The organism is Lentzea xerophila, from assembly GCF_051094245.1.
Taxonomy (GTDB): Bacteria; Actinomycetota; Actinomycetes; order Mycobacteriales; family Pseudonocardiaceae; genus Lentzea; species Lentzea xerophila.
On record NZ_CP194934.1, the window covers coordinates 1,449,199 to 1,462,826 of the forward strand.

Below are 13,628 nucleotides of genomic sequence, written 5' to 3' on the forward strand. Positions count from 1 at the left end.
GATGCGCGTCCCGGTCAGCTGGCTGGTCGAACACCTCGGTTTCGACGAAGTCCCCACACCCGACGAGCTCGCCGAGGCGTTCACCCGCATCGGCATCGAGGTCGAGGAGGTGAGCCCGCTCGGTCCCGTGACCGGCCCGATCGTCGCCGGTCGCGTCGTCGAGATCGAGGAGCTCACCGAGTTCAAGAAGCCGATCCGATACTGCAAGGTCGAGGTCGGCCCCGAGCAGGTCAACCAGATCATCTGCGGCGCCACGAACTTCGTCGAGGGCGACTCGGTCGTCGTCGCGCTGCCCGGCGCCGTCCTGCCGGGTGACTTCACGATCTCCGAGCGCAAGACGTACGGCCGCCTGTCCCAGGGCATGATCTGCGCCGCCGACGAGCTCGGCATCGGCGACGACCACTCCGGCATCCTGGTGCTGCCCACCGGCACCGCGCAGCCCGGCGACGACGCGATGGAGCTGCTCGGCCTGAACGACAGCGTGCTCGAGCTCGCGCCGACCCCGGACCGCGGTTACGCGTTCTCGGTGCGCGGCCTGGCCCGCGAGATCGCCTGCGCGCTCGAGGTGCCGTTCGGCGACCCCGGTCTCGCCGAGATCCCGGAGCCCGAGGGCGAGGCGTGGCCGGTCCACATCGAGGACCGCGGCGGCTGCTCGCGGTTCGTCGCGCGCCGCGTGACCGGTGTCGACCCGACGGCGCCGACGCCGTGGTGGATGCGCCGCCGCCTGATGCTCGCGGGCATGCGCTCGATCTCGCTGCCGGTCGACGTCACGAACTACGTGATGCTCGAGCTCGGCCAGCCGCTGCACGCGTTCGACGCCGCGTCCCTCTCCGGAGCGCTGACGGTCCGCCGCGCGCTCGCGGGGGAGAAGCTGACGACGCTGGACGACCAGGTCCGCGCGCTCGACACCGACGACATCGTGATCGCCGACGACTCCGGCGTGATCTCGCTCGCCGGTGTCATGGGCGGCGCGTCGACCGAGGTCGGCGACGACTCCTCGGACATCCTGCTCGAGGCCGCGAACTGGGACCCGGCGTCCATCGCGCGCACGGTCCGCCGCCACAAGCTGCCGTCCGAGGCCGCGAAGCGCTTCGAGCGCACCGTCGACCCGGCGCTGGCACCGGTGGCGCTGGAACGGGCCGCGAAGCTGCTCAACCACTACGCCGAGGGCCAGATCAAGCCCGGCCGGACCGACGTGGGCGCGCCCTCGGTGCCCGAGCCGGTGTCGATGCCGATCGACCTGCCGGACCGCGTCGCCGGGGTCCGCTACGCGCGGGGCGTCACCGCTCGCCGGCTCGGCCAGATCGGCTGCCAGGTCTCCGTGACCACCTCGGAGGAGGGCCAGACGATCGTCACGGCCGTGCCGCCGACGTGGCGTGCCGACCTGGTGCAGCCCGCCGACCTGGTGGAGGAGGTGCTGCGCCTGGAGGGCTACGACACGATCCCGTCGGTGTTGCCGCCCGCCCCGGCCGGTCGCGGTCTGACCGAGCAGCAGCGCCGTCGCCGCGCCGTGTGGCGCACGCTGGCCGAGGACGGCTTCGTCGAGGTCAAGCCCTTCCCGTTCATCGACCCGTCGGTGTTCGACGCGTTCGGGCTGGCCGCGGACGACATCCGCCGAAACACCGTCGGCGTGCTGAACCCGTTGGAGGCGGACAAGAACGTCCTCGCCACCACCCTGCTGCCGGGGTTGCTCGAAACGCTGCAGCGCAACCTGGCCCGTGGTGCTCGCGATGTCGCTCTGTACAACGTCGCGCAGGTGACGTTGCCGCGCGCCCAGCAGATCCCGGTGCCTTCGCTCGGGGTGGACCGTCGGCCGACCGAGGCCGAGGTGGCCTCGCTGCTGGCCGCGTTGCCGCAGCAGCCGCTGCACGTCGCCGGTGTGCTCACGGGCCACCGCGAGCTGGCCGGCTGGTGGGGCAAGGGCCGCATCGCCGACTGGTCGGACGCCGTCGAGGCCGCGCGCCGCGTCGGTGCCGCGTACGGCGTGACGCTGCGGGTCGTGGCGTCGGACCTGCTGCCGTGGCACCCCGGCCGGTGCGCCGAGCTGCGCGTCGGCGACTGGCCCGTGGGTCACGCCGGTGAGCTGCACCCGAAGGTGGTCGAGGCGCTGGGCCTGCCCAAGCGGACCGTGGCGTTCGAGCTCGACCTCGACGCGCTGCCGCTGGACGACCACCGCCCGGCTCCGATCGTGTCGGCGTACCCGCCGGTGCTGCTGGACGTGGCGCTCGTCGTCGACGCCTCCGTGCCGGTGCAGTCGGTGTCGGAGGTCCTCGGCGCGTCCGCGGGCGACCTGCTCGAGGACATCCGCCTGTTCGACGTCTACACGGGTGAGCAGGTGGGCGAGGGCAAGAAGTCGCTCGCGTACTCCCTGCGCTTCCGCGCGCCGGACCGCACGCTGACGGTGGAGGAGGCGACCGCGGCCCGCGATGCCGCCGTCGCGGCCGCCGGCGAACGCGTGGGTGCGGCTCTGCGCGCCTGATCGGTGACACCGCGAGAGGCCCGGGATTCTTCGCGAATCCCGGGCCTCTCGCGTGCCGGTGATCGTCACGATCTCGGGCCGGACGCTCGAGGCTGGTCGTCGGCGACACCGCTCAGGAGCCCGGTAAGATCACCCTTTTCATCCAGGCCGTGGACCGTTCAGGCCATGTCGGCTGGAAAGATCTGTTCCTGATAATTCGCTCGATCGGCTGAATCTCGTTCGCCGGGATTTGGGATCAAACCAGCAGGTGGTGGCCCTGCGTAGCTGTCAAGGTGCCGAAAGCCCCTCATTACAAGGGGAAATCGGCGCCCGTCGGACGCTTGCGCAGTACGTGAAGGTTCTCCAAGATTGTCCACGCGGCCCGCTGGGCCGAGGGGCGAAGCGATGAACCACCGGGCGAGTATGGTCGCCGGTCCGGTGGGGAGCTAGAGGCGAACCCACCGCCTGGAGCAACAACTCTGGAGAGTTGCGCCATGCGTAATCTGGGTCCGCGCCTTGAGATCGCCGTGTCGTTGACGATTCTCATGGTCGGCGCCGCGGTCGTGGCGGCCATGCACCTGACGTGGCCGGAGCCGCAACTGCCGGCGATGGCGTACTCCGTGAGCAGTGGCGAGTCGGGCATGCAGGAGCTCAAGCCGTTCGAGATCAACGACATCTCCGGCGCGGCCGTGGAGCTCAAGCCGGGCGCCGAGGGTGAGCGCAAGGTGCGGCTCTCGAACCCGAACCCCGTCGACATCATCGTCGAGAGCCTGTCCGCGGTTCCCGGTCAGCCGCTCGACGCGACCCAGCAGCGCGTCGACGGATGTTCCGCCGGCCTGCTGACCGTGGTGCCGCTCGAGGACATCGTGGCGATCCCGGCCGGAGGCGCGGTCGAGGTCGTCATGAAGGTCCAGGTGGCCGCGGACGTTCCCGCCGCGTGCGCCGAGCTCGCCTTCCCGCTCACCTACTCGGGCCGCGCGAAGCACGGCTAGCGGTGTGGCTCGTCCCGGGGCTCGGCCGCGGACCTGGGGGACGGCGCACTAGAGGTGCTTCAACGCCTCCCGCCGCGACAGCGGCGACAGCCCCGGCCGGGCCTCGACGAACGACCGCACCCAGCCAGGTTCGGTCTTCGCGAACTCGCGCAACGCCCAGCCGATGCCCTTGCGCAGGAAGAAGTCGGGATCGTCCGCGTTGGCGTCGATGCACGCGGTCAGCAGATCGGCGTCGGTCGCGCCCTTGGACCCGAGCTGGCAGATGATCGACGTCCGCCGCCGCCACCTGTCCTCGTCGGCCGACCACTTGAGCATCAACGGCCGCACGACGTCCGGCGCCGACCGCAGCAACGGCCCGACCCGCTTCGACGCGATCTCGTCGACGTAGTCCCACCACGCGCCGGTCACGATCATCTCGTCGAACCACGGCAGCAGGTCGACGGACTGGAAACGGCGATCACCGCTCAACGCCAGCGCGACGTACCTTTCCTCCCGATAAGTCGCCTCGCGCCACAACGTCCGCACGGCGTCGAGCCACTCGTCCCGGTCGCCGGGCACCGGTAACGATCGCAGCAGCGCCACTCGTCCGGGTTTCTGCACGCCCAAGAACGGCATATCGGACTTCATGTACGCCTGCATCTCCGGCGCTTTGCGCGGATCCGCGAGCGCCTCGAGCCCTGCTCGAACCGCCTCGATCAAGGAAACCTTAAGCGTCACGCCCAAACGGTATAGGCATTGGGAGTAACGCCGTTGAGATTTATGGCCCCTTTGGTACCGAAAGTGCTAACAAACCCGCAAAACATCACTTGACCGGGGGTGACTGTGAACGGAAAGGCCGCTTGATCCCGTTACAGTTCCAGTTCATGCGCGTGCTCATGGTGGTGGCGGCGCTCGTGCTCGGCAGCATGGGCGCCACCAAGGCGGATACGGTGGATTACCTGGATCTGCCTCTGGTGAACGGAAACGGTGAGCAACGGGGTGGCGTTCATCCCGATCTCCCGTACGACCGTGCCGTGATCGAGCGCGCGCTGACCGGTTATCGGGAGAAGGGCATCGCGCCGGCCAGGTTCAAGGCGTTGCTGTGGCAGTACTGGATCGTCCGCGCGGCCGAGGACGCCGGCGTGCGGTTGGCCGACTGGGACCCGCAGCGCAGCGCCGAGAACAACCGCTCGGTGATCTTCGCCGTCTACGACTTCTACGCGAAGCTCTACCTGACGCACCCGGACTCGTTGCGGTGGATGGGTTTCGCGAACATCGGCGCGCCCGCGTTCGCCGCCGGGATGCTCGACCTCGGCACGGTTCCGGAACTGCGCTGGTACTCGTCGATGCTGATGTCGATGCAGAAGCACATCTTCATGGACCTCGGCGCGATGCACGCGGCCTACCTGTACGGCGGGATCGCGGCCGTGCAGGAGATGCGCGACGCGGGGATCATCGACCCGGAGACCACCGCCGCGTGGGCGGATCCGGCGCAGGCCGTCATGGAGTTCTCGTCGCGCGAGCAGAACCTGGTGATCGCCGAGCAGTTCGACCGGATGCGCGCCCGGCTGCTGCCGCCGGGGGAGGTGGTCACGTACGCGATCACCGTCGCCGGTCCGATGCCGGTGCCCGGTGGCAAGACCCCGGCGCAGTACCGGCCGCTGCTGGGCGGACCGCTGCCCGCGTTCAACTACGCGGACCGGCTGGCGCGCTGGGACTTCCTCAGCAACGACACCGTTCCCGCTTATGAACGGCTTTCGCGCGACACCGTACACAGCATCGTGCGGCGGCCGTTCGCGGAGCGCGTCGAGGAATACCGCGCCACGGCCCGGTTGCTCGACCTGCTGACGCCGTTCAGCGCCGACGTGCCGTAGCCGGTCCGCGATTCATTTTTCGTTCAGGCGTGGAATCGGGTTCGCCGAAGTAGGCTGCTGACCATGACGTCGTACGACTACGACCTGATCGTCATCGGCTCTGGCCCTGGTGGCCAGAAGGCGGCGATCGCGGGTGCGAAGCTGGGCAAGCGCGTGGCGATCATCGACCGGCAGGAGATGGTCGGGGGCGTCTGCGCGAACACGGGCACCATCCCGTCGAAGACGCTGCGCGAGGCCGTCATGTTCCTGACGGGCATGAGCCAGCGCGAGCTGTACGGCGCCAGCTACCGGGTCAAGCAGGACATCACGATCACCGACCTGATGGCCCGCACGCAGCACGTGATCGGCCGCGAGGTCCAGGTCGTGCGCGCCCAACTGCATCGCAACGGCATCGACCTGCTCAACGGTTTCGGGCGTTTCGTCGACGAACACACCGTTGCGGTCGAAGGAAGTCACCGCAACGACCGGACGACGATCAGCGGCGAGTTCATCGTCATCGCGACCGGCACGACGCCCGCCCGCCCGTCCGCCGTCGACTTCGACGAGGAGCGGATCCTCGACTCCGACGAGGTTTTCGCCCTGCAGGAGATCCCGTCGTCGCTGGTCGTGGTCGGCGCCGGTGTGATCGGCATCGAGTACGCGTCGATGTTCGCCGCGCTCGGCACCCGTGTCACGGTCGTCGAGCAGCGCGAGAAGATGCTGGACTTCTGCGACCCCGAGATCGTCGAGTCGCTGAAGTTCCACCTGCGCGACCAGGCCGTGACGTTCCGCTTCGACGAGAAGGTCGTGGACGTGTCGGTGTCCGACTCGGGCACGATCACGACCCTGGCGTCCGGCAAGCGCATCCCGGCCGCCGCGGTCATGTACTCGGCCGGCCGCCAGGGCTGTACGGACCTGCTCGACCTCGCCGCCGCGGGCCTGGAGGCCGACCGCCGCGGCCGGTTGAGCGTCGACGAGCACTACCGCACGCCCGTCGAGCACATCTACGCCGTCGGCGACGTGATCGGCTTCCCGGCGCTGGCCGCGACGTCGATGGACCAGGGCCGCCTGGCCGCGTACCACGCGTTCGGCGAGCCGGTGCACGAGCTGACCGCGCTGCAGCCCATCGGCATCTACACGATTCCCGAGATCTCGTACTGCGGCGCGACCGAAGCCGAACTGACGTCGTCCGCCGTTCCCTACGAGGTCGGCATCTCCCGGTACCGCGAGCTCGCGCGCGGCCAGATCGTCGGCGACGCGTACGGCATGCTGAAGCTGCTCGTGTCCACTGTGGACCGCAAGATCCTCGGCGTGCACGTGTTCGGCACCGGCGCCACGGACCTCGTGCACATCGGCCAGGCCGTGATGGGCTGCGGCGGCACGGTGGACTACCTGGTCGACACGGTCTTCAACTACCCGACGCTGTCCGAGGCCTACAAGGTCGCGGCCCTCGACGCCACGAACAAGATCCGCGCGCTCGACCGCTTCACGACCTGAGTGATCACGACCGGGTGAGCCCGGCGTCGTGGGCCACGATGGCGGCCTGCACGCGGTTGGTGACCTCCAGCTTGGGCAGGATCCGGCTGATGTGCGCCTTCACCGTGCCGGTCGCCATGTAGAGCCGCTCGCCGACCTCGGTGTTCGACAGCCCTTCGCCGACGAGCTTGAGCACGCCCCGTTCGGTGTCGGTGAGCGCGTCGATCTTGCGCCGCGCCTCCGACCCGCTGCCGGGCGCGGTCAGGTGCTTCTCGATCAGGCGTCTGGTGATCTGCGGCGCGAGGATCGGCTCGCCCTGAGCCGCCTTGCGGACGGCGATGATCAGCTCCTGCGGCGGGGTGTCCTTGAGGAGGAACCCCGTGGCGCCGACCTTCAGGGCCTGGGCCACGTAGGAGTCCTCGCCGAACGTCGTGAGCATGACGACGTTGGTGCTCGCGGCGATCTGCTCGGCGGCTTTCAGGCCGTCGCCACCGGGCATGCGGATGTCGAGCAACGCCACGTCGACGTTGTGCGCGCGGGTGAGCTCGACGGCCTGTCTGCCGTCGCTCGCCTCCGCCACCACGGTGATCTCGGGGTCGTTCTCCAGGATCAGCCGGATACCGGCGCGCATCAACGTCTCGTCATCGGCGATGAGGACTCGGATCACGCGGGCCAGACTACGGGCGTTCCTGCTCCTTCGACGCCAACTTGCCGTCCCGGAAGCACAGCTTGTAGAGCAGGTCGGGGTTGTGCGAGGTCCGGAACCGCGAGCACCCGTCCAGCCCGAGCTGGCCGAGGCCGTACCGGTCCATGATTTCCTCCTCGGACGTCACGCCCTCCCGCAGCGAGTCGAAGTAGGGCGCGTTCATCTGCGCCGGGTTGAGCAACGCGAAGAGCAGCAGCGCGATCAGCGCGCCGGCGATCGGCAGCAGCGCGAAGAGGCCGAGGCAGCCGCCGCCCAGCACGCGCGGCACGGTCAGCACCTCGGCCGCGAGCGGGGGCGGCACCTCCGCCACCTCGGTCACGGACTGGTCCGACTGCGCGGCGGGGTGCAGTGGCACGTCGGCCGCCACCCGGAAGCCGCCCTCCACCGGCGGGCCCGCGGTGAACGAGCCGCCGAGCAGGCCGACGCGTTCCTCCAGGCCGATGAGGCCGCGCCGGGTGCCCTTGCCGGGAGTGGCGGACGTCGGTCCGTTCACCACCTGGATCCGTGCCCGCCCGCCCTGGACCGCGACCTGCACCCGAGTGCGGGCGGACGGCGCGTGCTTGTGCACGTTGGTCAACGCCTCGCGGACCACGCGGTGCACGGCGCGCCGTGTGCGGGGGTCGGCGCCGTGCAGGTCGTCGCCGGACCAGTCGAGCGAGACCGTGATCCCCGCGGCCACCGAGTTCTCGACCAGGGCGGCGATGTCGGACCTGGTGCCGGTGTCCTCGTCGAGCGACTCGGGTTCGGGGTTCGTCCGCAGCACGCCGACGATCTCGCGCAGCTCGGCCATCGCGAGCGACGACGTGGTGCGGATCAGTTCGGCCTGCTCGTGCAGCTGGGGTGCCTTGGCCGCGGTCGCGAGCTCGAGGGCGCCCGCGTGGATGGAGATCAGGCTCAGCCGGTGGCCGAGCATGTCGTGCATCTCGCCCGCGATGTGCGCGCGTTCCTCGGAACGGGCCGACGCGGCGGTCAGCGCCCGTGCGCGTTCCAGGTACTCGTTGCGCTCCCGCAACAGCCGGACCATCGGCTTGCGGCGGCCGAGCAGCATGCCCGACACGGCGGGGAAGAGCACGAAGAACACCGAACTGAAGGCCGCGCCGACCAGGGCCTCCCAGAGCGGCAGCGCCCGGTAGCTCTCCTGCAGCAGGCTGAACGCGCTCTGCAGCATCGCCATGACGCCGAGCAACGCCCACAGCCGGCCGAGCCGCGTGATCCGCCGGCACGCGGCGAAGACCACGAACGTCGTGACGGCCTGCGCCCACAGGTTGTTGACGGCGAAGAGCGGCGCGGTGAGCAGCAGCGCCAACTCCGGTCTGCGCGGCGCCAGCCACACGAGCGCCGCGATCCAGAGCGCCGACGCGATGGTCAGCAACGGGTGCGGGATCGGCGCCAGTGGGGCGACCAGCGGCACCATGCCCACCAGGAACGCGAGCGACGGCCAGACGAACCTCACCGGGCAAGCTCCTTCTTCGTGGTCAGCACACCCTGCCGGTCGAAGCACAGCTCGACGTCGCGGTCGGCGGAGTCGCGCACGTGGTAGCGGAAGCAGCCGCTGTTGTCCGACGGCACCCCGAAGCCGTGCGTCTCGGTGACATCCTCCTCGTGCGTCACCGACACCTGGAACGCGTCGAACTCCGGCCGGCTCATCTCGCTGCTGCTGAAGACCGCGACGAGGAGCAGGACGAGCACCGTGACGAGCGCCGGGACGACGGACAGCGCGGCGAGGCAGCCGCCGCCGACGACCCGCGGCACGGTCAGGACCTCGGCCGTGATCGGCGGCGGAGCCTCGGCCACGGCGCCCGCCGCACCCCCGTCCTCCTGCGCCACCGGGTGCAGGGGCAGGTCGGCCGCCACCCGGAACCCGCCGGTGACCGGCACGCCCGCGAGGAACGACCCGCCGATCAGCTCGACCCGTTCCTCCAGCCCGATGAGCCCGCGCCGGGTGCCGCCACCCCGGGGCGAGTCGGTGGGGCTGTTGACCACCTCGACCCGCACCCGATCTGCGACGACCACGGATACGCGCGTGCGGGCTGACGGCGCGTGCTTGTGCACGTTCGTGAGTGCTTCGCGCACGACTCGGTGCACCGCCCTCCGAAGCCGTGCGTCGGCGTCGGACAGATCGTCACCTGACCAGTCGAGAAGGACGGGCACCCCTGCGGCGGCGGAAGCGGCCACGAGCCGTTCGACATCTGCGCGCGTACCGGCGTCCTCATCGGTTTCCGTCGACGTGCCGAGCACGCCGAGGATCTCGCGCAGCTCCTCCATCGCCACCGCGGACGTCCTGCGGATCAGCTCGACCTGTTCGCGCAGCTCGGGGGCGTGTTCGGCAGCGGAGGCCTCGAGCGCGCCCGCGTGCGCGGTCAACTGCCTGAGCCGGTGGCTGAGCATGTCGTGCATCTCGCCCGCGATGTGCGCGCGCGTCGCCGACCTCGCGGTGTTCGCGGTCAACACACGCGTGTGTTCCAGGTAGTCGTTGCGTTCCATCAGCACCTGCGTCAACGGCTTGCGCCGCCCGACGAGCGCACCGGCCACGGCGGGGAAGACCAGCAGGAACAGCACGCTGAACCCCGTGCCGAGCAGGTAGTCGCGCAGGCCGTCCCCGGCCCGCCACGAATAGAGGCCGCCGAACCCCGCCTGCAGCACCGTCGTGACGCCGATCAACGCCCACAGCTGGGACTGCGAGCGGACGGACCGGGCGGCGCGGAAGACCACGAGCGCGGTCGGGGCGATCGCCAGCAGGTTGTTGACCGCGTTCAGGGGTGCGGTGAGCACGATCGCCCACCGCGGCCACCGCGCGCTGACCGGCACCAGCGCGGCCGCCCACACCGCGGACGCCACGATCAGCCACCACTGGCCGGGTCTGCCGAGCGGTGCCATCAGCGTCACCAGCGCCACCAGGAGGACAGCCGCCGCCCAGATCCAGTCGCGCACCCTCACGTTCACGCCGATCATCATGGTCGACCCGGTTCCGCCGCCCACAGCGCCAGGTGGCTCGATCGGGTGGCCAGGTGGCCATGCTCGGTTGAGTGAGTTTGCATGACCGTGCATAATCATGCGCATGACAGTGAGGATCGCGGTCGCGGGCGCCAGCGGGTACGCGGGTGGCGAGCTGCTCCGCCTGCTACTCGGCCATCCGGACATCGAGATCGGCGCGCTGACGGCCAACAGCAGCGCCGGCGACAAGCTGCTCAGGCACCAGCCGCACCTCCTGCCGCTCGCCGACCGACAGCTACAAGACACCACAGTCGAGACCCTCAAGGGCCACGACGTGGTGTTCCTCGCACTTCCTCACGGTCACTCAGCCGCGCTGGCCGGGCAACTCGGCGACGACACGCTCGTGATCGACTGCGGCGCCGACCACCGGCTGACCAGCGCCGACGACTGGACGCGGTGGTACGGCGGCGAGCACGCGGGCACCTGGCCGTACGGGTTGCCCGAACTTCCCAACCAGCGGGAGAAGCTCGTGGGCGCACGCCGCGTCGCCGTTCCCGGCTGCTACCCGACGGTCTCGTCGCTCGCGCTCGCCCCGGCCGTCGACCTGATCGAGGACGAGGTCGTCATCGTCGCCGTCTCCGGCACGTCCGGCGCCGGCAGGTCGCTGAAGCCGAACCTGCTCGGGTCCGAGGTCATGGGCTCGGCGAGTGCCTACGGCGTCGGTGGCGCGCACCGGCACACCCCCGAGATCACCCAGAACCTGAGCGGCGCGGCCGGCCGGTCGATCAAGGTCAGCTTCACGCCGGTGCTCGCGCCGATGTCCCGGGGCATCCTCGCGACCTGCACCGCGACGTTGAAGGACACCGCCGCAAACGTTCGCGAGGCCTACGAGAAGGCCTACGCGGACGAGCCGTTCGTGCACCTGCTGCCCGAAGGCCTCTGGCCGACGACGAACGCCGTTCTCGGCTCGAACGCCGTCCAGCTGCAAGTCACCGTCGACGCCGACCTCGGCCGGCTCGTGGTCGTCGCCGCCGTCGACAACCTGGCCAAGGGCACCGCCGGTGCCGCTGTCCAGTGCATGAACCTCGCTCTCGGACTGCCGGAAACGACCGGCCTCTCGACCGTTGGAGTCGCTCCGTGAACCGCAACAAGGGCGTCACCGGACCCCAGGGCTTCCGTGCCGCCGGGATCGCCGCCGGCATCAAGGAATCCGGCGCGCTGGACCTCACCCTCGTCGTGAACGACGGGCCGTCCGACACCGCCGCGGGCGTCTTCACCACGAACAAGGTGAAGGCCGCGCCGGTGTTGTGGTCGCAGCAGGTGATCCAGTCCCGACGCCTCACCGCGGTCGTGCTCAACTCCGGTGGCGCCAACGCGTGCACCGGCCCCGAGGGTTTCCAGGACACGCACGCCACCGCCGAGAAGGTCGCCGAGGTGCTCGGCACCGGCGCCGTCGACGTCGCGGTCTGCTCCACCGGACTGATCGGCGAGCGCCTGCCGATGGACAACGTGCTCGCCGGTGTCGAAAGCGCCGCGAAGGAGCTCGCGTCCTCGGTGGAGGCCGGCCTGAACGCCGCGACGGCCGTGATGACCACCGACAAGCGCCCCAAGCAGTCGTGGAAAGCGTCCGAGCAGGGCTGGTCCGTCGGCGGGTTCGTGAAGGGCGCGGGCATGCTCGCCCCGAACATGGCCACGATGCTGTCGGTCATCACGACCGACGCCAAGATCTCCGGCGACCAGCTGGACCAGGCGCTGCGCCTGGCCACCGGCCGCACGTTCGACCGCCTCGACGTCGACGGCGGCACGTCCACCAACGACACCGTGCTGGTGCTGGCCTCCGGTGCCTCGGGGGTCGAGCCCTCGTTCGAGGACTTCACCGCGTTGCTGACCGAGGTCGCGGGTGACCTGGTCAAGCAGCTGCAGGGCGACGCCGAGGGGGTGACCAAGGAAATCAGCATCACCGTCCGGCAGGCCGCCACCGAGGCCGAGGCCGTCCTCATCGGACGGACGGTCGCCGAGGACAACCTGGTCAAGACGGCGTTGTTCGGCAGCGACCCGAACTGGGGCCGCATCGCGATGGCGCTGGGCCGCGCGGACGCCGAGATCGACCCGGACGTGCTGCAGATCCTGATCAACGGCGTTTCCCTGTACCGCAACGGGACCCGCGACCGCGACCGGTCCGAAGCGGACCTGTCCGGACGCGACATCGAGATCGTCATCGACCTCAACGTCGGCGACGCGGAAGCCACCGTCCTGACCACGGACCTGTCCCACGACTACGTCGAAGAGAACAGCGCGTACTCCTCATGAACGCACAAGAGAAAGCGGCAGTCCTCGTCGAAGCGCTGCCGTGGCTGGAGCGTTTCCGCGGCGCGCTCGTGGTCGTCAAGTACGGCGGCAACGCCATGGTCGACGACGAGCTGAAGAAGGCGTTCGCCGAGGACATGGTGTTCCTGCGGCTGTGCGGGCTGCGCCCGGTCGTCGTGCACGGCGGCGGCCCGCAGATCAAGTCGATGCTGGACCGGCTCGGCATCCACAGCGAGTTCCGCGGCGGCCTGCGCGTCACCACGCCCGAGGCCATGGACGTCGTGCGGATGGTCCTGGTCGGCCAGGTCGGGCGTGAGCTCGTCGGGCTGATCAACCAGCACGGTCCCTACGCCGTCGGCATCTCCGGCGAGGACGCGCACCTGTTCACGGCCACGCGGCGCGGCGCGGTCGTGGACGGCGAAGAGGTCGACATCGGTCTCGTCGGCGACATCACCGAGGTCAACCCGGACGCGGTGCTCGACATCGTCCGTGCGGGCCGGATTCCGGTCGTGTCGTCGGTCGCGCCGGACATCAACGGCGTGCCGCACAACGTGAACGCGGACACGGCGGCCGGCGCTCTCGCGGTCGCTCTCGGCGCCGAGAAGCTCGTCGTGCTGACCGACGTCGAGGGCCTGTATGCGAACTGGCCGGACAAATCCTCGCTGCTGAACCAGGTTCGCGCGACCGAGCTCGAGAAGATGCTGCCGGAGCTGGAAAGCGGCATGGTGCCGAAGATGGAGGCCTGCCTGCGGGCGGTGCGCGGCGGGGTGCCGCAGGCGCACGTGATCGACGGCCGGCTGGCCCACAGCGTCCTGCTGGAAGTCTTCACCACCGAGGGCGTCGGCACCATGGTGCTGGGTGATGCCCAGTGAGCCGCGAGTTCGCGTCGGTCGTCCGGTCGCCCCTTCGGGTCAACCGCCGAA

General features: G+C 70.0%; 11 protein-coding genes. 7 read left to right on the top strand and 4 right to left on the bottom strand.

Annotated features, from left to right (window positions below; all coding sequences use genetic code 11):
* The first annotated feature begins 1 nt into the window (after position 1).
* Positions 2–2,479 (top strand): phenylalanine--tRNA ligase subunit beta, encoded by a 2,478-nt coding sequence (gene pheT, locus ACRSBM_RS07155; RefSeq protein WP_434440850.1) that lies wholly within the window; start codon positions 2–4, stop codon positions 2,477–2,479.
* 473 nt (positions 2,480–2,952) lie between these two features.
* Positions 2,953–3,450, top strand: coding sequence for a hypothetical protein (locus ACRSBM_RS07160; RefSeq protein ID WP_434440852.1), 498 nt, complete (start codon positions 2,953–2,955; stop codon positions 3,448–3,450).
* Between the two features lie 48 nt (positions 3,451–3,498).
* Here ACRSBM_RS07160 and ACRSBM_RS07165 read toward each other — a convergent pair whose 3' ends face one another.
* Positions 3,499–4,167: a DNA alkylation repair protein gene (locus ACRSBM_RS07165; protein WP_434440853.1), complete on the bottom strand. Its 669-nt coding sequence runs from the start codon at positions 4,165–4,167 to the stop codon at positions 3,499–3,501.
* A 146-nt stretch (positions 4,168–4,313) separates the two neighbouring features.
* Between ACRSBM_RS07165 and ACRSBM_RS07170 the strand changes: the two genes are divergently transcribed.
* On the top strand, positions 4,314–5,303 hold the full coding sequence (locus ACRSBM_RS07170; RefSeq protein WP_434440855.1) for a hypothetical protein: 990 nt from the start codon (positions 4,314–4,316) through the stop codon (positions 5,301–5,303).
* A 63-nt stretch (positions 5,304–5,366) separates the two neighbouring features.
* The gene (gene sthA / locus ACRSBM_RS07175; protein ID WP_434440857.1) at positions 5,367–6,779 is read left to right on the top strand and encodes a Si-specific NAD(P)(+) transhydrogenase; all 1,413 of its coding nucleotides are present in this window, start codon (positions 5,367–5,369) and stop codon (positions 6,777–6,779) included.
* A gap of 4 nt (positions 6,780–6,783) precedes the next feature.
* On the opposite strand, the gene ACRSBM_RS07180 is transcribed toward sthA, so the two are convergent.
* From ACRSBM_RS07180 to ACRSBM_RS07190, 3 genes are read right to left on the bottom strand one after another with little or no spacing between them, the layout of a single operon-like run.
* Positions 6,784–7,425, bottom strand: coding sequence for a response regulator (locus ACRSBM_RS07180; protein ID WP_434440858.1), 642 nt, complete (start codon positions 7,423–7,425; stop codon positions 6,784–6,786).
* A 10-nt stretch (positions 7,426–7,435) separates the two neighbouring features.
* Positions 7,436–8,917, bottom strand: a complete 1,482-nt coding sequence (locus tag ACRSBM_RS07185; protein ID WP_434440859.1) for a sensor histidine kinase — start codon at positions 8,915–8,917, stop codon at positions 7,436–7,438.
* On the bottom strand, positions 8,914–10,407 hold the full coding sequence (locus ACRSBM_RS07190) for a sensor histidine kinase (protein ID WP_434440860.1): 1,494 nt from the start codon (positions 10,405–10,407) through the stop codon (positions 8,914–8,916). The genes ACRSBM_RS07185 and ACRSBM_RS07190 overlap by 4 nt, the downstream gene beginning before the upstream one ends.
* A 115-nt stretch (positions 10,408–10,522) precedes the next feature.
* Between ACRSBM_RS07190 and argC the strand changes: the two genes are divergently transcribed.
* Genes argC through argB form a run of 3 tightly spaced genes read left to right on the top strand, consistent with a single transcriptional unit; the run spans position 10,523 to position 13,577 of the window.
* Positions 10,523–11,539, top strand: coding sequence for an N-acetyl-gamma-glutamyl-phosphate reductase (gene argC / locus ACRSBM_RS07195; protein WP_434440862.1), 1,017 nt, complete (start codon positions 10,523–10,525; stop codon positions 11,537–11,539).
* Entirely contained in the window at positions 11,536–12,708 is a 1,173-nt protein-coding gene (gene argJ, locus ACRSBM_RS07200; RefSeq protein WP_434440863.1) for a bifunctional glutamate N-acetyltransferase/amino-acid acetyltransferase ArgJ, read from the top strand. The genes argC and argJ overlap by 4 nt, the downstream gene beginning before the upstream one ends.
* Entirely contained in the window at positions 12,705–13,577 is an 873-nt protein-coding gene (argB, locus tag ACRSBM_RS07205) for an acetylglutamate kinase (RefSeq protein ID WP_434440865.1), read from the top strand. The genes argJ and argB overlap by 4 nt, the downstream gene beginning before the upstream one ends.
* The last annotated feature ends 51 nt before the right edge of the window (positions 13,578–13,628 follow it).

Bases quoted from the DNA above. Each gene is read 5' to 3' on its own strand.
- pheT (WP_434440850.1), top strand. From the start codon at position 2: ATGCGCGTCCCGGTCAGCTGGCTGGTCGAACACCTCGGTTTCGACGAA.
- ACRSBM_RS07160 (WP_434440852.1), top strand. From the start codon at position 2,953: ATGCGTAATCTGGGTCCGCGCCTTGAGATCGCCGTGTCGTTGACGATT.
- ACRSBM_RS07170 (WP_434440855.1), top strand. From the start codon at position 4,314: ATGCGCGTGCTCATGGTGGTGGCGGCGCTCGTGCTCGGCAGCATGGGC.
- sthA (WP_434440857.1), top strand. From the start codon at position 5,367: ATGACGTCGTACGACTACGACCTGATCGTCATCGGCTCTGGCCCTGGT.
- argC (WP_434440862.1), top strand. From the start codon at position 10,523: ATGACAGTGAGGATCGCGGTCGCGGGCGCCAGCGGGTACGCGGGTGGC.
- argB (WP_434440865.1), top strand. From the start codon at position 12,705: ATGAACGCACAAGAGAAAGCGGCAGTCCTCGTCGAAGCGCTGCCGTGG.